The 18,277-nt window shown below is 39.9% G+C and carries 20 protein-coding genes; 18 read left to right on the forward strand and 2 right to left on the reverse strand.

What is annotated here, in order from left to right; all coding sequences use genetic code 11:
• The first annotated feature begins 24 nt into the window (after positions 1-24).
• The 13 genes from rplO to truA all read left to right on the forward strand — a co-directional run bounded on the left by rplO (position 25) and on the right by truA (position 8,772).
• Positions 25-465 (forward strand): 50S ribosomal protein L15, encoded by a 441-nt coding sequence (gene rplO, locus ACH0AK_RS00660; RefSeq protein WP_010734454.1) that lies wholly within the window; start codon positions 25-27, stop codon positions 463-465.
• Positions 465-1,760, forward strand: coding sequence for a preprotein translocase subunit SecY (secY, locus tag ACH0AK_RS00665; RefSeq protein WP_023518901.1), 1,296 nt, complete (start codon positions 465-467; stop codon positions 1,758-1,760). Before rplO ends, secY begins: the two co-directional genes overlap by 1 nt.
• A 59-nt stretch (positions 1,761-1,819) precedes the next feature.
• Positions 1,820-2,467, forward strand: coding sequence for an adenylate kinase (locus tag ACH0AK_RS00670; protein ID WP_023518902.1), 648 nt, complete (start codon positions 1,820-1,822; stop codon positions 2,465-2,467).
• 190 nt (positions 2,468-2,657) lie between these two features.
• Positions 2,658-2,876: a translation initiation factor IF-1 gene (gene infA / locus ACH0AK_RS00675; protein WP_002288695.1), complete on the forward strand. Its 219-nt coding sequence runs from the start codon at positions 2,658-2,660 to the stop codon at positions 2,874-2,876.
• A 32-nt stretch (positions 2,877-2,908) separates the two neighbouring features.
• Positions 2,909-3,025, forward strand: a complete 117-nt coding sequence (rpmJ, locus tag ACH0AK_RS00680; RefSeq protein ID WP_002288710.1) for a 50S ribosomal protein L36 — start codon at positions 2,909-2,911, stop codon at positions 3,023-3,025.
• 17 nt (positions 3,026-3,042) lie between these two features.
• Positions 3,043-3,408, forward strand: a complete 366-nt coding sequence (rpsM, locus tag ACH0AK_RS00685; protein ID WP_010734451.1) for a 30S ribosomal protein S13 — start codon at positions 3,043-3,045, stop codon at positions 3,406-3,408.
• 27 nt (positions 3,409-3,435) lie between these two features.
• On the forward strand, positions 3,436-3,825 hold the full coding sequence (gene rpsK, locus ACH0AK_RS00690) for a 30S ribosomal protein S11 (protein WP_010734450.1): 390 nt from the start codon (positions 3,436-3,438) through the stop codon (positions 3,823-3,825).
• 79 nt (positions 3,826-3,904) lie between these two features.
• On the forward strand, positions 3,905-4,843 hold the full coding sequence (locus ACH0AK_RS00695; RefSeq protein ID WP_005880735.1) for a DNA-directed RNA polymerase subunit alpha: 939 nt from the start codon (positions 3,905-3,907) through the stop codon (positions 4,841-4,843).
• A 26-nt stretch (positions 4,844-4,869) separates the two neighbouring features.
• A complete protein-coding gene (gene rplQ / locus ACH0AK_RS00700; RefSeq protein WP_010734449.1) occupies positions 4,870-5,250 on the forward strand; it encodes a 50S ribosomal protein L17 in 381 nt (126 codons plus the stop codon).
• 268 nt (positions 5,251-5,518) lie between these two features.
• Positions 5,519-6,358, forward strand: a complete 840-nt coding sequence (locus ACH0AK_RS00705) for an energy-coupling factor ABC transporter ATP-binding protein (protein ID WP_010734448.1) — start codon at positions 5,519-5,521, stop codon at positions 6,356-6,358.
• Positions 6,334-7,203: an energy-coupling factor ABC transporter ATP-binding protein gene (locus ACH0AK_RS00710; protein WP_010734447.1), complete on the forward strand. Its 870-nt coding sequence runs from the start codon at positions 6,334-6,336 to the stop codon at positions 7,201-7,203. Before ACH0AK_RS00705 ends, ACH0AK_RS00710 begins: the two co-directional genes overlap by 25 nt.
• A complete protein-coding gene (locus ACH0AK_RS00715) occupies positions 7,193-7,990 on the forward strand; it encodes an energy-coupling factor transporter transmembrane component T family protein (RefSeq protein WP_226075911.1) in 798 nt (265 codons plus the stop codon). The genes ACH0AK_RS00710 and ACH0AK_RS00715 overlap by 11 nt, the downstream gene beginning before the upstream one ends.
• A 35-nt stretch (positions 7,991-8,025) precedes the next feature.
• On the forward strand, positions 8,026-8,772 hold the full coding sequence (truA, locus tag ACH0AK_RS00720; RefSeq protein WP_010734445.1) for a tRNA pseudouridine(38-40) synthase TruA: 747 nt from the start codon (positions 8,026-8,028) through the stop codon (positions 8,770-8,772).
• A 43-nt stretch (positions 8,773-8,815) separates the two neighbouring features.
• On the opposite strand, the gene ACH0AK_RS00725 is transcribed toward truA, so the two are convergent.
• Positions 8,816-11,488 carry a YfhO family protein gene (locus tag ACH0AK_RS00725; RefSeq protein WP_137071905.1) on the reverse strand — a complete coding sequence of 891 codons (2,673 nt, stop codon included), beginning with the start codon at positions 11,486-11,488 and terminating at the stop codon, positions 8,816-8,818.
• Between the two features lie 446 nt (positions 11,489-11,934).
• Complete coding sequence (gene rpmB / locus ACH0AK_RS00730; protein ID WP_010734442.1) at positions 11,935-12,123, reverse strand: 50S ribosomal protein L28; 189 nt, start codon at positions 12,121-12,123, stop codon at positions 11,935-11,937.
• 271 nt (positions 12,124-12,394) lie between these two features.
• Between rpmB and ACH0AK_RS00735 the strand changes: the two genes are divergently transcribed.
• The 5 genes from ACH0AK_RS00735 to acpP all read left to right on the forward strand — a co-directional run bounded on the left by ACH0AK_RS00735 (position 12,395) and on the right by acpP (position 18,047).
• The gene (locus ACH0AK_RS00735) at positions 12,395-12,757 is read left to right on the forward strand and encodes an Asp23/Gls24 family envelope stress response protein (protein WP_010720424.1); all 363 of its coding nucleotides are present in this window, start codon (positions 12,395-12,397) and stop codon (positions 12,755-12,757) included.
• A 51-nt stretch (positions 12,758-12,808) separates the two neighbouring features.
• Positions 12,809-14,491 (forward strand): DAK2 domain-containing protein, encoded by a 1,683-nt coding sequence (locus ACH0AK_RS00740; RefSeq protein ID WP_062805886.1) that lies wholly within the window; start codon positions 12,809-12,811, stop codon positions 14,489-14,491.
• A 109-nt stretch (positions 14,492-14,600) separates the two neighbouring features.
• Positions 14,601-16,637, forward strand: a complete 2,037-nt coding sequence (gene recG / locus ACH0AK_RS00745) for an ATP-dependent DNA helicase RecG (RefSeq protein WP_023518906.1) — start codon at positions 14,601-14,603, stop codon at positions 16,635-16,637.
• A 46-nt stretch (positions 16,638-16,683) separates the two neighbouring features.
• The gene (gene plsX, locus ACH0AK_RS00750; RefSeq protein ID WP_226075902.1) at positions 16,684-17,685 is read left to right on the forward strand and encodes a phosphate acyltransferase PlsX; all 1,002 of its coding nucleotides are present in this window, start codon (positions 16,684-16,686) and stop codon (positions 17,683-17,685) included.
• 119 nt (positions 17,686-17,804) lie between these two features.
• Positions 17,805-18,047, forward strand: a complete 243-nt coding sequence (gene acpP / locus ACH0AK_RS00755) for an acyl carrier protein (protein ID WP_023518907.1) — start codon at positions 17,805-17,807, stop codon at positions 18,045-18,047.
• Positions 18,048-18,277: the final 230 nt, after the last annotated feature.

Genomic DNA, 18,277 nt, shown 5'->3' on the forward strand with positions numbered 1-18,277 from the left:
GACAATTAAGGAGGTGCCAAACCTATGAAACTTCATGAATTAAAACCCGCTGAAGGTTCACGCCAAGTACGTAACCGTGTTGGTCGTGGTACTTCTTCAGGTAACGGAAAAACTGCCGGACGTGGTCAAAAAGGACAAAAAGCTCGTTCAGGCGGTGGTGTACGTCTAGGATTCGAAGGGGGACAAACACCATTGTTCCGTCGTTTACCAAAACGTGGATTTACAAATGTTAACCGTAAGGACTACGCAGTCGTTAATTTAGATGTCTTGAATCGCTTTGAAGACGGAGCTGAAGTAACTCCTGTTGCTTTAGTAGAAGCTGGAATCGTGAAAAACGAAAAAGCTGGAATCAAAGTTTTAGCTAACGGAGAATTGAACAAAAAGTTAACTGTGAAAGCAGCTAAATTCTCAAAAGCAGCACAAGAAGCAATCGAAGCGGCTGGTGGCTCTGTTGAGGTGATCTAATGCTTAAACTATTAAAAGACGCTTTTAAGGTCAAAGATATTAGATCGAAAATCCTTTTTACTGTATTTGTTCTCTTTGTTTTTCGTTTAGGGGCACATATCACTGTTCCCGGCGTAAATGCAAGCTCATTACAAGACCTATCTAGCTTACCGTTTTTCAACATGTTGAACTTGGTAAGTGGTAGTGCAATGCAAAACTTCTCGATCTTTTCGATGGGGGTTTCGCCTTACATTACTGCTTCGATCGTTATCCAATTATTACAAATGGATATCGTGCCACGTTTTGTGGAATGGTCGAAACAAGGTGAAGTTGGTCGTAAAAAGTTGAATCAGGCAACAAGATATTTGACGTTAGTATTGGCATTTATCCAATCTGTCGGTATCACAGCAGGATTTAACCAATACGCTCAATTAGGTTTTGTCAACAATCCAAATGTCTCTACTTATGTAACGATCGGTTTGATCTTAACTGCAGGAACGATGTTTGTTACTTGGTTGGGTGAACAAATCACTGAAAAAGGTATCGGTAACGGTGTGTCAATGATCATCTTTGCAGGGATCATTTCGAGATTACCGGAAAGTGTACGTGAAATTTATGAAGATTACTTCGTAAATATCAATTCTTCCGATATCTGGAGATCTGCAATTTTCGTTGCCATCTTACTAGTTGCGGTTCTAGCAATCGTGACATTCGTAACATTTTTCCAACAAGCTGAACGTAAGATCCCGATTCAGTACACAAAACGTATAGCAGGTGCGCCAACAAGTAGTTATCTACCGTTGAAAGTAAATGCTGCTGGGGTAATTCCGGTTATCTTTGCAAGTTCATTTATTGCGACACCAAATGCTGTGTTACAAGCGTTAAGTGGCCGATTCGGATCTGAAAATTGGTATAAAATAATGATGGAGATCTTTAACTATAATACGGTGCCTGGCGCAACGATTTATACGGTATTGATCGTCGCATTTACATTCTTCTATGCCTTTGTTCAAGTAAACCCTGAGAAATTAGCGGAGAACTTACAAAAGCAAGGAAGCTATATACCAAGTGTACGCCCTGGTAAGGGAACTGAAGAGTATGTCTCAAGCTTATTGATGCGATTAAGTACAGTCGGAGCACTATTCCTTGGTTTAGTGGCGTTATTACCAATCATTGCACAAATGATTTGGGATCTGCCACAATCAATCGGGTTAGGTGGTACAAGTCTGTTGATCGTGATCGGTGTGGCTTTAGAAACTGCGAAACAGTTAGAAGGCTTAATGCTGAAACGTAAATATGTTGGCTTTATTGAGTAAGAAAGCGTGTTGAGGTTTTTCCTCAACACACGTTCTCACATTTATTAGGAGGGAAAGCAATGAACCTCATTTTAATGGGGCTGCCAGGTGCAGGTAAAGGAACACAAGCTGAAAAAATCATTGACGCTTATGGGATTCCTCACATCTCAACAGGAGATATGTTTCGTGCAGCTATCAAAAATGAAACAGCTCTTGGCTTGGAAGCAAAGTCTTATATGGATAAAGGTGCATTAGTTCCTGATGAAGTAACAAATGGAATCGTAAAAGAGCGTTTAGCAGAACCCGATACAGAGAAAGGCTTCTTATTAGATGGCTTTCCTCGTACAATCGAGCAAGCAGAAGCTCTAAATGCAATGTTAAAAGATTTAAATAAACAAATTGATGCTGTCATCGATATCCACGTGGGTGAAGAAGTTTTGGTTGAGCGTTTAGCAGGCCGCTTCATTTGCCGTAACTGTGGAGCAACTTACCATAAAATTTTCAACCCTACAAAAGTTGAAGACACATGTGATCGTTGTGGTGGGCATGAATTCTATCAAAGAGAAGATGATAAACCTGAGACGGTTAAAAATCGTCTGGCTATCAACATCAAAAATAGTGAACCAATCTTGGCTTATTATAAAGAACAAGGTTTGCTACACACTATCGATGGTGATCGTGAAATCGATGCTGTATTTACTGATGTCCAAAAAATCATTGAAAAATAGCACGATTGCCCGTAGCCGACTTGCATTAAGCAGTTACTCTTGTCAAGTTCAATAAATTATGATAGAATATGTCAGTCCGACTTCTAGAGAATCCTCTAGATGATCCATTTTGAGAATTTTGAGGTGGGAACTGCAGTTTCCGCCATTTTATCGTGTGAAAATGCGAAACAAGTACAAGGAGGTACTGTGCGTGGCAAAAGAAGATATGATTGAAGTCGAAGGTACAGTCGTCGAAACTTTGCCGAATGCAATGTTTAAAGTTGAACTAGAAAACGGACACCAAGTTCTTGCTACTGTTTCAGGTAAAATTCGTATGCACTACATTCGTATTCTACCTGGTGACAAAGTGACGGTTGAATTGTCTCCATATGATTTAAACCGTGGCCGTATTACTTATCGCTTTAAATAATTGTACTCCGTAAAACTACAGGAGGTATTATCATGAAAGTAAGACCATCAGTAAAACCAATGTGTGAACATTGTAAAGTAATTCGTCGTAAAGGACGCGTTATGGTGATTTGCCCAGCAAATCCAAAACATAAACAACGTCAAGGATAAATGGAGGTGCACTAAATATGGCTCGTATTGCAGGAGTAGATATTCCTCGTGATAAACGTGTAGTAGTTTCACTTACTTATATCTATGGTATTGGTAACACTACTGCGAAACAAATCTTAGCTAATGCTGGCGTATCTGAAGATGTTCGCGTTCGTGAATTAACGAATGAACAAACAGATGCTATCCGTGCAGAAGTAGATAAATTAAAAGTTGAAGGGGATCTTCGTCGTGAAGTGAACTTAAACATCAAACGCTTGATGGAAATCGGTTCTTACCGTGGAATCCGTCACCGTCGTGGATTGCCTGTTCGTGGACAAAACACGAAAAACAATGCACGTACTCGTAAAGGCCCAGCTCGCGCTATCGCTGGCAAGAAAAAATAATTCTTAAGTGAAGGAGGTTAAATCTTCATGGTAGCAAAAAAAGTGAATCGTAAACGCCGTGTGAAAAAGAATATAGAAGCTGGGATTGCACATATCCACTCTACATTCAACAACACAATCATCATGATCACTGATACTCACGGAAATGCTTTAGCGTGGTCATCAGCTGGTTCATTAGGTTTCAAAGGAAGCAAAAAATCAACTCCTTTTGCCGCTCAAATGGCAGCAGAAACAGCTACAAAAGCAGCAATGGAACACGGATTAAAAACTGTTGAAGTAACAGTTAAGGGACCTGGTTCTGGACGTGAAGCAGCAATTCGTTCATTACAAGCAACAGGTTTAGAAGTGACTGCAATTCGTGACGTGACTCCAGTTCCTCATAATGGTGCCCGCCCTCCAAAACGCCGTCGTGTTTAATGAGTGCCTCTCATTTTGAGTTCTATTAGTAACGTCATTGAACAAGACACTTTTCGTTTTGAAAGGGGTAAAGATAAGAATGATTGAGTTCGAAAAACCAAGAATCGCAAAAATTGATGAAGAAAAAGATTATGGCAAGTTCATCGTTGAACCTCTTGAAAGAGGGTATGGGACTACTTTAGGGAATTCCCTACGTCGTATTTTATTATCTTCTTTGCCAGGTGCTGCCATCACTAATATTCAAATCGATGGTGTACTGCATGAATTCTCTACCATCAAAGGTGTTAGAGAAGACGTCACTCAAATCATCTTGAACATTAAAGGTTTAGCACTGAAAATGTATGGTCAAGAAGAAAAAACCCTTGAGATCGATATTACCGGACCTGCTACAGTAACTGCTGGCGATATTATCGTTGATAGTGAGGTAGAAATTCTTAACAAAGATATGTACATCTGCAGTGTATCTGAAGGTGCTACGTTCCATGCTCGCCTAACGGTGAAACCAGGACGTGGTTATGTTCAAGCAGATGAAAACAAAAAAGAAGATATGCCAATTGGTGTTCTTCCAGTCGATTCAATCTACACGCCTGTACGTCGTGTCAACTACCAAGTAGAAAACACACGTGTTGGACATCGTGAAGATTTTGATAAATTGACAATGGAGATCTGGACAGATGGTTCAATCGAACCATTGGAAGCAATGAGTTTATCTGCAAAAATCATGACTGAACATTTAGACATCTTTGTCAACCTAACTGATGAAGCGAAAAACGCTGAAATCATGGTCGAAAAAGAAGAAACACAAAAAGAAAAAATGTTAGAAATGACGATTGAAGAATTAGACTTATCTGTTCGCTCTTATAATTGCTTAAAACGTGCAGGAATCAATACTGTACAAGAACTTACGAATAAATCTGAGCCAGAAATGATCAAAGTCCGTAACTTAGGACGTAAATCATTGGAAGAAGTTAAAGCAAAATTGCATGACTTAGGTTTAGGTTTACGTAAAGAAGATTAAACCTTTTACGAAGGAGGGAAACCAACGTGAGTTATCGTAAACTAGGACGCACATCTAGCCAACGTAAAGCGATGTTGCGTGATTTAACAACTGACTTATTAATTAATGAACGTATTGTGACTACAGAAGCTCGTGCGAAAGAAGTTCGCTCAACTGCTGAAAAAATGATCACTTTAGGCAAACGTGGAGACTTACATGCACGTCGTCAAGCTGCGGCTTTCGTACGTAATGAAGTTGCTAGCGTGCGTGAAGAAAATGAGGAAATCGTTATCGAATCAGCTTTACAAAAGTTATTCAACGATATTGCACCTCGTTATGCTGAACGTCAAGGTGGCTACACTCGTATCTTGAAGACAGAACCAAGACGCGGAGACGGAGCACCAATGGTTGTCTTAGAACTTGTCTAAAATCACACTAATAACATCACTTTATGGATGATTCTTTTAGAGTGTTATGATGTTGGAAGTTACTTATTCCGAGTCTAGCTCAGCGCTGCTCCCCAAGCGATTCGTTTGGGGAGTATGCACTCATCATAAAGTGTTTTTTTGTACCTTCAATTAACTGTCAAGACAGTCTTGAAGGTATAAAAAAACATTTTAAAAATCAGAAATGATTGAAAACTAAGCAGTTTTTTGATAGGGTTAATAGGAACTTTAGGATGAAGAGGGAGTACTTATGGAGCCGATTATTGAATTAGGAAAGATTAATTACAAATACCAACCAGAAGATTTACGACCAGCATTGAAAGATGTTTCTTTCACGATCAATAAAGGAGAATGGATCGCGATTATCGGGCACAATGGTTCTGGTAAATCAACGCTTGCAAAAACGATCAATGGCTTACTCCTTCCTGAGTCTGGGACGGTCAAAGTTGGTAATCAAATACTAAATGAAGAGAATATATGGACGATCCGCCAAAAAGTCGGCATGGTCTTTCAAAATCCGGACAATCAATTTGTTGGATCAACAGTAGAGGATGATGTGGCCTTTGGTTTAGAGAATCAAGGAATTCCTCGAGAAGAAATGATCGTTCGAGTGAAAGATGCTCTTGAAAAAGTTCGAATGTCTGATTTTGCGACAAGAGAACCGGTTCGTCTTTCCGGTGGACAGAAACAACGTGTGGCGATTGCCGGTGTTGTAGCCCTCCGACCAGAAATCATCATCTTGGATGAAGCAACAAGTATGTTAGATCCTGAAGGTCGTGAAGAAGTCATCACAACGATCAAAGAAATCAAAGAGGAAAGTCAACTGACCGTTATTTCAATCACGCATGATATTGATGAAGCAGCTAATGCAAATCGTATTTTCGTGATGAAAGAAGGCGAACTAGTGAATGAAGGAACACCGAAGGAGATTTTCTCTGCCGGACCTGAACTAATCAATCTAGGGTTAGATTTGCCTTTTCCTGAAAAACTAAAAAGTGCCTTGAAAGAACGTGGCATTGAAGTGCCTAAAGAATACATGACAGAAGAAAGGATGGTGGATTGGTTATGGACATCCGTTTTGAAAAAGTAAACTTTACGTACCAACCGAACACACCATTCGAGCAACGAGCTTTATTTGATATTGACTTGTTGATCAAAGAAAACAGCTACACTGCATTAGTGGGTCATACTGGAAGTGGGAAATCCACCTTGCTTCAGCATTTGAATGCGTTGATCAAACCGACGGAAGGAACCGTCCAAATCGGCGATCGTCAGATCAAACCCGATACAGATAATAAAAATTTGAAACCGATTCGAAAAAAAGTCGGTATTGTTTTTCAATTTCCAGAGGCACAGTTGTTTGAAGAAACGGTCGCAAGAGATATTGCGTTTGGCCCAAAAAACTTTGGTGTAAGTGAGGAAGAGGCGACTCTACTGGCAAAGGAAACCTTAGAACAAGTCGGCTTAGATGAGACGTATTTAGAACGCTCGCCTTTCGAGCTGTCAGGTGGTCAAATGCGACGTGTAGCGATTGCCGGTGTTCTAGCTATGAAACCCGAAGTTCTCGTCTTAGATGAGCCAACAGCTGGGTTAGATCCACAAGGAAGAAAAGAAATGATGGATATGTTCTGGCGTTTGCATAAAGAACAGCAAATCACGATTGTATTAGTCACCCATTTGATGGATGATGTGGCAAACTATGCCGATTTTGTTTATGTATTGGAGAAAGGTCGCATTGTTAAGTGCGGAGAACCAAAAGAAGTCTTCCAACATCTTGAATGGTTAAAAGAACGGCAGTTAGGGGTACCAACAGCCACTGAGTTTGCAGAGGAACTACGTGTAAAAGGCATCCATTTTGATGAATTGCCGATTACTGCAGACGCATTAGCGGACCAATTGGTCAAACTGGTGGGAGGTACTGCTCATGATGAATAAATTGATTTTTGGTCGTTATATGCCTGGAGACTCACTTATCCATCGGTTAGATCCACGTGCAAAGTTATTGGCAAGTTTCTATTTTATCGGCATTATCTTCTTAGCCAATAACTGGCAGACATATGCCTTATTAGCGGCGTTTACCTTATTTGCTGTTTTCTTGTCAAAAGTAGATATCAAATTCTTTATTCGAGGTATCCGTCCATTGATCTGGTTGATCCTATTCACTGTAGGCTTACAAGTACTGTTTACAAGTGGTGGAGAAACGTATTGGAGTTGGGGGATTTTCAATATCACTCAATTTGGTGTCATGAACGGACTATTTATTTTTTGTCGGTTTGTTTTGATCATCTTTATGTCCACTTTATTGACACTGACAACGCCGCCTTTAGAATTATCCGATGCGATCGAATATTTGTTACGACCATTGAAAGTTGTTCGCTTTCCAGTACATGAAGTATCGTTGATGCTTTCGATCGCTTTACGTTTTGTGCCGACATTGATGGACGAAACCGAAAAAATCATGAATGCACAGCGCGCGCGTGGTGTTGACTTTGGCGAAGGAAGTCTAGTGCAAAAAATGAAAGCGGTGATTCCTTTACTGATTCCGCTATTTGTCAGCAGTTTCAATCGTGCGGAAGATCTAGCTACAGCGATGGAAGCAAGAGGCTACCAAGGTGGGGAAGGTCGGACAAAATACCGTATCCTTCACTGGCACTTACAAGATACTATTGTTATGGTTGCTTTTGGGCTTATGACCACCGTACTAGTGTTTATCCGTAGCTAAACTTATCAAAGATGAATGAGAACAGGGGAAGATGAATGGTACGCTATAAAGCAATCATTGCCTATGATGGTACCCAGTTCAATGGTTTTCAGAAACAACCTAACGGACGAACGGTCCAAGAAGAACTGGAAAAAACCTTAAAGAAGATGGCAAATGGAAAAGAAATCACGATTTTTGGATCTGGACGGACAGATGCAGGGGTTCATGCAATCGGTCAAGTCATCCACTTTGATTATCCAGAAGAGCGACCTTTGGAACGTATGCGTTTTGGGTTAGATACGCAGTCGCCAGAAGATATTGCTGTAAAAAGTGTGGAGATTGTGCCAGAAACTTTTCACGCACGCTATCTAGTGAAAGAAAAAACCTATCAATTCAAAGTAGATATCGGAAAACCACGTAGTCCCTTCCGTAGACATTATGCAAGCTATTTTCCTTATCCAATAGATGTAGCAAAGATTGAACGAGCATTGCCTGATTTACTTGGTACGCATGATTTCACTTCGTTTTGTGCTTCTGGAAGTTCCATTGAAGATAAAGTACGGACTATCTATGAAGCCAGTTTACAGGTCAATGAAGCAGGCGATGAGTTGACGTTTACGTTTCGTGGTGATGGCTTCCTTTATAAAATGATTCGCATTTTAGTTGGAACGTTGTTAAAAATAGGCAACGATCGTTTGCCAGAAGATTGTCTGCCGGAAATCATTGCAAAAAAAGACCGCAATGCAGCAGGTCCGACTGCTCATCCGGAAGGGTTATACCTATACGAAGTAAAATATGAATAGCATACAAGAAAAAAGCGTTTCGGCAATCACCGAAACGCTTTTTTTATCTTACGCGACGACGTTCACGTCTTGGACGGTGATCATCGTTTTCGTTTATAGGATCAATAACGCCGCGAAACGGCTGACGTTTACGAAGGTACCATAGATACAAGATAAACAAGGCAATACATCCAATAAAGAGAAGTAAGCCAGGAATGAATCCTTTTGGCATGTAACTAAAAGTAATCGTATGTTCACCTTCAGGAACTTCCACCATCAAAAAGGCATCTTGGAATTTCTTCACAGGAACTTTTTCGCCATCGATTTTAGCGGTCCAACCACCATCATAAGGGATAGTCGTGGCTATCATCGTTTTTTCAGTGGCGGTTACTTTTCCTGTAGCTGTTCGACCGGTAGTAGTCATTTCTACACCGTTATTTCTGATTTGGTTGATTGCGGCTTGATACGCTACGACATCAAGTCCGACCACTTGTGGTTCCATAAAGCTGACTTCTTTGGTCCCATAGAAGCTTGCAGTGAAGGTAACTGTTGTGTCTTGTGGGTAATAACCTAAATCATAATATTGGCCAGTAATGTTAATTTGAGATTTTCTAGATACGCCATTGACGGTAATAGTTGCTGTAGAGCTTTCTAACTGTGCGAAATTCGTTGGAAACAGGCTGAGATATGCTTGGGTATTCGCAGGTACTTGGACTTCCCAAGTCAATTCTTTTGGTTGATTATTCGCTGTTTCACTATAAGTGACCCCATTTGTCGTTGTTGTGATCTTCGTGTTCTGTTGACTTTTTAGGGTTGGTTTGTAAAACGTAAAGAATGATTGATTCAACCCAGAAAGAGCATTCATCAAATTTGTTTGACTAGTTAGATTATCACCTATCGGCTGTTCGATCTTATTGATCGTCAAAGGTGCTTTAAAGGCTAATGGCACAGCATTACTATTTTCGTACAAAGTATAGTTGTCCGTTTGTTCGACGGATTGGAAGCCGTATTTATTAAAGCTACTGTCGTTTTTAGCAATATTGTATTTGATTCCCGTAAATCCATCCATCAACAAGGTGTTATTATTGTAGCGAATGTTCAAATTTGTTCCTCTAGAACGGAAGCCTAAAGTATCCAAGTAAGAGGAAGAGTTACGATTTCTGATTGAGGAGAACATACTGATTCCACTATAACCATAATTGATCGAATCATTCGGTGAAACAGGATCAAGGTTTTCTAATCGATAAAACGTATCGGAATCCTTTTTCGAGGCATCAACTAACGTTTTGATTTCAGGATAAGGTTCGGTATACAAACTTCTTGAGGCATAATTCCAATCATCGAGAATGCCATGGATCATACTGTTGGTATTGACTGCGGCTTCTGCTGTCATCAATAGTAACAGAAGAATACTCAAACGTTTCAGATCAAATGGGTGTTGTTGGAATAAACCAATCGTCAATGCGTAGAGCGCTAAAAAGACTAACGTCAAAACAAAGGATGTGAGCGTGACATACGTGTAACTGCCATCTGGTTTGATTCCCCATGCTGTAGCAAAAGCAGTAGCTAGTACAATGATGACGCCTAGCAATCGCTTCTGATCCTTCTCCTGTAGCTGTTCCCAACTATGAGCCGCTAACAAGAGTACGAGAAATGAAAAGAGATAGGCATAACGGAATAAGAACATATTTGGTGCGTGCATCCCATGCCAGAATAAATTCAAAGGAACGAAATAGAAGCTAGCAATCAAGATCGCGAATAGCCCACCGAACAACAACTTATTTTTCAAGGGGAATTTGCGACTGACAAAATACAAGAGGCATAATGCTAAAGGAAACAACCCAGCATAGATAAATGGGATCGATCCATATTTCGTCGTGTCATAAACACCCACCATGTTTTTCATCAATAAATCTAAATAAGAAGTTGCTTCCGTCTTCAATGAAGTGATCTGCGTCAACGCTTCGCCATTGGCACGTAGATCGAGAATGGCAGGCAGGATGATCACCATCGATGCACCTCCTGCTAATAAAGAGGTGATCCCATAAGGTAAAATCGTTCCTTTGTACCTCCGCCAATTCGTCAGTAGTCGTGTAACAAAGTATAAAAAGGAGAAGACCCCGACCATGAAGCCCATATAAAAACTGGATAAGAACAAAAGCAAGTAACTAACAAACAATAAAATAGGTTTCTTTTGGTCCATCACACGATGGATACCTAAAATGATCAGAGGAAGATAGACGAAGGTGTCTAACCACATGATGATCTCTGAATGGGCAGTGATAAATGAAATCGACGCATAACTGACACTTAATGCGACTTGCCCCCAATGTGGAATGCGATAGGTACGCGCTAGAAACCAGAAGGATAAACCTGCTGAACCAACCTTTAGTAAGGTGATGAGATACAAGGCATCTGGCATCAATTGATTCGGGAACAATAAAACGAGTGGTGTGAAAAGTCCACCTAAATAATAAGAAATCAATGATAGATAATTTAAGCCAAGTGAGGCATTCCACGTGTAAAAAATGCTTTGTTTCCCTAACAACATATTACGGAAGCTTGCATGAAAGTTTGAAAATTGTGAGAAAGCATCACTAGCCAAGATGCTCCGATCACTTCCTGGATAAATACCGATACTTAAATAAACCAATAAAAGAATCAGCAAAGGGATAAAGAAGCTAGCAGCTGCATAGCGGCCGTTTTCTTTTAAGAATTTTTTCAATGTTGTTTTCATTACAATTCAGTCACCAAATTTCTATTTGAAGTTATCATTAGTTTATCACATTCATGATTTTACTTGCTGAAAATACAACCAAATTCATAAAAAAATTACATTTGAAATTAAATAACATTTGTGAGTTTAAATTACATTTACATTAAGAAAATAACACAAAATAAGAAAACACTTTCTACTTTAAAATAAAGTGTTGACAGGCGTTTGCAAATACGTTATGTTTTATTTGTAACAATTATAAAAAAACATATACCTATCACTATCTGAGGGATAGTGGCACATAAAAGAAGACTTAAAACAATTATCTGGGTGATTGATTGTTTTAAGCCTTTTTTATTTTTTCTTCTTAAGTTTCATGTAGTTGAGGAAATGTCTCTCATTTGATAATGATTCGCAAAAAATAAAAACCGTTCATTTTGTTGAACGGTTCAAATCATTTCATTCAATTATACGCGTTCAACTTTTCCTGATTTCAACGCACGAGTTGACACCCAAACTTTTTTAGGTTTGCCGTCAATCAATACGCGAACTTTTTGTAAGTTAGGTTTAACTGTACGTTTTGTTGAGTTCATCGCATGTGAACGGTTGTTTCCACTTTTTGTCTTGCGACCTGTAAAGTAACAAACTTTTGCCATGTAAATTTCCTCCTTTGCCTTGATTTGGAGCAATAGTAAATTCAGCTCATACCAGAATAACATATCATATGGCGTAGGAATTTGCAAGCATATTTTCATAGAATTGATTGACATTTTCAGTGATTAATTGTAACGTGAACAAAGTCTTTTCCTAATTTTTTTCAATGGTTTTTGAGTACTTTAAGGGAACAACCTTTTATTTCGGTTGACGCTATGATAAAATGTGATAGTAGAAAAATGGGAATATTTTACCCGTTAAGGAGGCTCATTCATGGCTGTAAAAATTCAAACGTCAGCTGGAACCATTGAAATTACCAATGATGTCATCGCAACAGTTGTTGGTGGTGCCGCAACAGATGTATTTGGTGTTGTAGGAATGGCTAGCAAGAATCAAATCAAAGATAATATCACTGAAATTTTGCGTAAAGAAAATTACTCAAGAGGAGTAGTTGTCCGCCAAGAAGCTAATGGGATCGCAGTAGATGTTTATACAATCATTAGTTATGGCACAAAAATTTCAGAAGTTTCTCGTAATGTCCAAGAAAAAGTGAAATATAACTTGGAGACTTTACTAGGTGTTACAGCCAATTCAGTAAATGTCTTCGTGCAAGGTGTTCGTGTACTGCCAGACTAGGCAGGAGACTTGCTGACTGTTCAGCAGTCGATCTGAAGGAGGATTATCTAGGTGAGTGTAACAGAAATTAGTGCAAGCCAATTCCAGGAAATGGTTCAGTCCGGTGCGAATCGGCTACAAAAAAATGCAGAATACGTCAATTCCCTAAATGTATTCCCGGTTCCCGATGGAGATACCGGTACCAATATGAATTTATCAATGACAAGTGGTGCAAAAGCCGTTGTTGATTCTACCTCTGAAAAGGTAGGAGAATTAGCAGCGCTGTTATCTAAAGGTTTATTGATGGGGGCAAGAGGAAACTCTGGGGTTATTTTATCTCAGTTGTTCCGTGGTTTTTCAAAACAAATCCCTGATGTGACTGTTTTGACAGCAACAGATTTAGCTGCAGCTTTTACTCATGGGGTCGAAACAGCTTATAAAGCAGTAATGAAACCTGTCGAAGGAACGATCCTGACAGTCGCAAGAGAAGCTGCCAAAGCTGGTGAGAAAAAAGCAAAATCAACAGATGATGTGATCGAAGTCATGACTGCGGTCGTTAAAGGTGGGAAACGTGCGTTAGCAAAAACACCTGATTTATTGCCTGTATTAAAAGAAGTAGGCGTTGTTGATAGTGGCGGTCAAGGACTATTATTCGTATACGAAGGTTTTTTAACTGCGTTGAATGGTGAATACCAAGCAGACGAGGTCTATGAACCATCTCCTGCTCAAATGGACGATATGGTAAATGCAGAGCATCATCGTAGTGTGCAAGGTCAGTTAGCAACTGAGGATATCCATTATGGTTACTGTACAGAAATCATGGTGAAGATCGGTGAAGGTCCAACTGTAGATAGTACATTTGATTATGAAGAGTTTCGTAACTATCTAGATGGCCTTGGGGATTCCCTGTTAGTGGTCAATGACGATGAAATCATCAAAGTACACGTTCATACAGAAAACCCTGGGGAAGTCATGAATTACGGACAGAAATTTGGTTCCCTAGTGAAAGTCAAAGTGGACAACATGCGTTTGCAACATGAAACGATCTTAGAACATGACCAAGCCCCTTCAGCGCCGGTCGCACAAACGAAGCCTCGTGTACCTTACGGGATCGTTGCCATCGCAGCCGGAAAAGGTGTGCAAGAGTTATTTGAAAGTCTAGGAGCAAACTACGTGATCAGTGGTGGACAGACGATGAATCCAAGTACGGAAGATATCGTGAAAGCGATCAATGAAGTGAATGCAGATAAAGTCATCATCTTACCGAATAACAAAAATATCTTTATGGCAGCTGATCAAGCGGCTGAAGTGGCTGAACTTCCAGTTGCTGTTGTTCCATCAAAAACAGTCTCTCAAGGATTGACAGCGATGTTGTCCTTCAATGAACAAGCAACGTTAGAAGAAAATAAAGAAACGATGACAGATGTGCTTTCAAGTGTTGTCAGTGGTCAAGTGACACATGCTATCCGCGACACGATGATCGACGGAGTGAAAATCACAGAAGGTGATTTCTTAGGGATGATCGATGGGAAAATCGTGATCTCTAATCCAGACATCTTAGCGACATCACTTGCTACATTAGAGCAAATGATCAACGAGGATACTGAGATCGTCACGATATTAACCGGAGAAGACGGGTCTGCAGAGCAAGCACAAGCATTTGCGGCTCAACTGAGCGACAAATATCCTGAGTTAGAAATCGAGATCCATCAAGGAGATCAACCTGTCTATCCTTATTTATTTTCTGCTGAATAATACAGCCTGAAGCCGATAGATAAAGCAGAAAATCATTTGAAAGGATCTTCGGTCAACGATTTGCAAATCGTTGACCAAGTTCCTTTTTTTGTTAAAGGAGGGAAATCTTATGCGTTCGTTAGCTGATCCAGTCACAGTGCTGGCAGGTGTTGGTCAAAAAAGAGCGGATAGCTTGGCTAGTCTAGGCATCCATACAATCGAAGACTTATTAACTTACTATCCTTTTCGTTATGAAGATATCCAAGAAAGAAATCTAAACGAAATCCAAGACCAAGAAAAAGTTACATTAAAAGGGTTAGTTGTCTCTCCGCCAGTAATGAGTCGTTTTGGCTACAAAAAAAGCCGTCTGCAGTTTCGAATGATGCAAGAACATGAAGTATTCAATGTTTCTTTCTTCAATCAGCCCTATTTGAAAGATAAAGTCATTTTATCTGAAGAAATCGCAGTTTATGGGAAATGGGATGCGAAACGTAAAGCACTAAATGGGATGAAGATCCTTGGTTCGCAAAGTCCAGATGATTTCTCTCCGATCTATCATGTCAACAAATCCATTCGCCAAACGACACTGGTCGATCTGATCCGTCGAGGGTTTAGTGAGTATGGTGATTTGATTGAAGAAAATTTACCACTATCTTTAATTGAAAAATACCGTTTGCTTGATCGTCCAACTGCTGTAAGAAGTATGCATTTTCCGCAAAATCATGAGGAAAATCATCAAGCCAAACGACGGATTGTTTTTGAAGAATTCTTTTTTTTCCAGATGCAGTTACAAGGACTGAAAAAAGCCGAAAAGTCTGAAAAGAATGGCTTAGAGATCCTTTATGATGTGGAACGATTAAAACAATTTACGAAAAAGTTGCCGTTTGAATTAACGACGGCACAAAAACGTGTCACTAATGAAATTTGCCGTGATCTCCGTAATCCACACCATATGCAGCGTTTGTTGCAAGGGGATGTGGGAAGTGGAAAGACCGTTGTTGCTGCGATTGCTTTATATGCGACAGTGACTGCTGGCTTTCAAGGAGCGTTGATGGTCCCAACAGAAATATTGGCGCAACAACATGTGGAAAGTTTATCCCAATTATTTGACCCAAATGAAGTGACCGTTGCGTTATTGACCGGATCAACGAAAGCAAAAGAACGTCGCGAGCTATTAGAACGGTTAGAAAATGGGGAAATCGATATCGTTGTGGGAACACATGCACTGATTCAAGAAGGTGTCGCATTCCAAAATCTGGGTTTAGTGATCACCGATGAGCAACATCGTTTTGGCGTGAACCAACGAAAAGTATTGCGTGAGAAGGGTTGGCGTCCAGATGTGTTGTTTATGACTGCCACCCCTATCCCTCGAACTTTAGCAATTACAGCATACGGCGAAATGGATGTATCTGTAATCGACGAGCTTCCCGCTGGACGGATTCCGATCGAAACAAGATGGGTCCGAACACCTCAATTAGATAGCGTGCTAGAATGGACCTATAAAGAATTGCGCAGAGGGCATCAAATGTATGTGATTTGTCCATTGATTGAGGAGTCCGAAGCGTTAGATGTGAAAAATGCAGTGGAAATTTACGAAAAACTTCGTGAGTTATTTGCACCAGAATATGAAGTTGGCTTGTTGCATGGTAAAATGAAGAATCAAGAAAAAGATCAGATCATGGAAACATTCAAAGAAAATCAACTCCAGATCTTAGTGTCAACCACAGTGATCGAGGTCGGTGTCAATGTGCCGAATGCAACGGTCATGTTGATCATGGATGCGGATCGTTTTGGATTAGCTCAGCTGCATCAGTTGCGTGGGCGTGTCGGTCGAGGAAGTGAGGCTTCTTATTGTATCCTCGTGGCAAATCCGAAAAATGAACTGGGTGTCGAACGAATGAAAATCATGACAGAGACCACGAATGGCTTTATCTTGAGTGAAAAGGATTTAGAATTACGAGGGCCTGGAGAGGTATTTGGCTTCCGTCAATCCGGCTTGCCAGAATTTGCGATCGCAGATCTAGTAACAGATGGGAATGTCTTAGAGGTTGCCCGTGAAGAAGCTGCGGCAATCTGGCAAATCAAAGACTGGCAGTTATTACCTGAATATCAACCATTAACAGCCAAGTTGCAATTAGGCGAACAAGATAATCGTTATTTTGATTAACAGATTATCAATACTTTCAAAATGATGACAAGGAGTGGAAATAATAATGAGAATTGCAGTAGATGCAATGGGCGGAGATCACGCACCACAAGCCATTGTGGAAGGAATCGCTCTAGCACAAAAAGATTTCCCTGAGTTGGAATTTGTTCTTTACGGTAAAGAATCAGAGATCAAAAAATATTTGACAGACGAAAAAAATATCACAATCGTCCATACTGACGAAAAAATCAATAGTGATGACGAACCAGTTAAAGCGATCCGTCGCAAGAAAACTGCTTCAATGGTTTTAGCTGCCCAAGCAGTTAAAAATGGGGAAGCAGATGCGATTTTTTCAGCAGGAAATACAGGAGCCTTACTAGCAGCTGGCTTGTTTATTGTTGGACGCATCAAAAACATCGAACGCCCTGGACTAATGTCCACATTGCCAGTTATTGGCAAAGAAGGCGAAGGGTTTGATATGCTAGATTTAGGTGCAAATGCAGAAAACAAACCAGAGCATCTTTTACAATATGGTATTTTAGGGTCATTTTATGCAAGAAAAGTTCGTGGTATCGGACGACCTCGTGTCGCATTGCTCAATAATGGGACGGAAGAGACTAAGGGCAGTGAATTGACAAAACAAGCCTTTGAACTTTTGCAAAATGAAACAAGCTTGAACTTCATTGGCAATGTGGAAGCGCGTGACTTACTAAATGGTGTGGCAGACGTCGTAGTAACCGATGGTTTTACCGGAAATGCAGTGTTGAAATCCATTGAAGGCACAGCGATGAATATGATGACCTTATTGAAATCTGCCATCTTGAATGAAGGCATCAAAGGTAAAATGGGTGCATTACTGCTAAAAGACGGTTTGCGCTCTTTGAAATCTGAAATGGACTATTCAAAACATGGAGGAGCTGTTTTATTTGGATTGAAAGCACCAGTTATCAAAACGCATGGTGCAACTGGACCAGATGCAGTTCGCTATACGATCCGTCAAATCTATACAATGCTTGAAACCAATGTTGTAGGACAACTGGTGGAGCAATTTGAGAAAAAAGAGGACTAAATTTTCTACGAATTGACAAGCTGATGGAGAAAAAAGGGTGGACATTCCAAAAAATTGTCAGTAAAATTAGCTATGGTGAAGAAAACGTAGTAGTTCTAAGAATTGTGGGGGTGAAAAAATTGACGCGCGAAGAAGTATTTAATAAGGTAGCTAAAATCATTTCAAATCACTTTGAAATGGATACAGACAAAGTGACAGATGAATTGAACATTAAAGATGATCTGAAAGCTGATTCAATTAGTATCATGGAATTTGTTCTTGAACTGGAAGATGAATTCGGTACAGAGATCTCTGATGAAGATGCTGAACAAATCGAAACAGTCGGCGGTGCCGTGGATTATATCAGCAAACACTTGAAATAAATTGAATAAATACACATCAACTGATGAATGAATTGGCAAAAGCCAATTTCAACTCAAAGCCAAGAAGTCAGAAATAGTTTAGCTATTTCATGGTTTCTTGGCTTTTTCAGTCATAATTATTTAAAAAAAAGAGTTTTTTTAAAGAGAAGAAATATGTCACAACATTCGATAGAAAGAGGTAGTTTCACAACATATCTATTTCGTATGTATTGTATAATTATGCTTTTATA

The organism is Enterococcus pernyi (genome assembly GCF_045371165.1).
Taxonomy (GTDB): Bacteria; Bacillota; Bacilli; order Lactobacillales; family Enterococcaceae; genus Enterococcus_B; species Enterococcus_B pernyi.

Bases quoted from the DNA above. Each gene is read 5' to 3' on its own strand.
- rplO (WP_010734454.1), top strand. From the start codon at position 25: ATGAAACTTCATGAATTAAAACCCGCTGAAGGTTCACGCCAAGTACGT.
- secY (WP_023518901.1), top strand. From the start codon at position 465: ATGCTTAAACTATTAAAAGACGCTTTTAAGGTCAAAGATATTAGATCG.
- ACH0AK_RS00670 (WP_023518902.1), top strand. From the start codon at position 1,820: ATGAACCTCATTTTAATGGGGCTGCCAGGTGCAGGTAAAGGAACACAA.
- rpmJ (WP_002288710.1), top strand. From the start codon at position 2,909: ATGAAAGTAAGACCATCAGTAAAACCAATGTGTGAACATTGTAAAGTA.
- rpsM (WP_010734451.1), top strand. From the start codon at position 3,043: ATGGCTCGTATTGCAGGAGTAGATATTCCTCGTGATAAACGTGTAGTA.
- rpsK (WP_010734450.1), top strand. From the start codon at position 3,436: ATGGTAGCAAAAAAAGTGAATCGTAAACGCCGTGTGAAAAAGAATATA.
- ACH0AK_RS00695 (WP_005880735.1), top strand. From the start codon at position 3,905: ATGATTGAGTTCGAAAAACCAAGAATCGCAAAAATTGATGAAGAAAAA.
- ACH0AK_RS00705 (WP_010734448.1), top strand. From the start codon at position 5,519: ATGGAGCCGATTATTGAATTAGGAAAGATTAATTACAAATACCAACCA.
- ACH0AK_RS00710 (WP_010734447.1), top strand. From the start codon at position 6,334: ATGGACATCCGTTTTGAAAAAGTAAACTTTACGTACCAACCGAACACA.
- ACH0AK_RS00715 (WP_226075911.1), top strand. From the start codon at position 7,193: ATGATGAATAAATTGATTTTTGGTCGTTATATGCCTGGAGACTCACTT.
- truA (WP_010734445.1), top strand. From the start codon at position 8,026: ATGGTACGCTATAAAGCAATCATTGCCTATGATGGTACCCAGTTCAAT.
- ACH0AK_RS00725 (WP_137071905.1), bottom strand. From the start codon at position 11,488: ATGAAAACAACATTGAAAAAATTCTTAAAAGAAAACGGCCGCTATGCA.
- rpmB (WP_010734442.1), bottom strand. From the start codon at position 12,123: ATGGCAAAAGTTTGTTACTTTACAGGTCGCAAGACAAAAAGTGGAAAC.
- ACH0AK_RS00735 (WP_010720424.1), top strand. From the start codon at position 12,395: ATGGCTGTAAAAATTCAAACGTCAGCTGGAACCATTGAAATTACCAAT.
- recG (WP_023518906.1), top strand. From the start codon at position 14,601: ATGCGTTCGTTAGCTGATCCAGTCACAGTGCTGGCAGGTGTTGGTCAA.
- plsX (WP_226075902.1), top strand. From the start codon at position 16,684: ATGAGAATTGCAGTAGATGCAATGGGCGGAGATCACGCACCACAAGCC.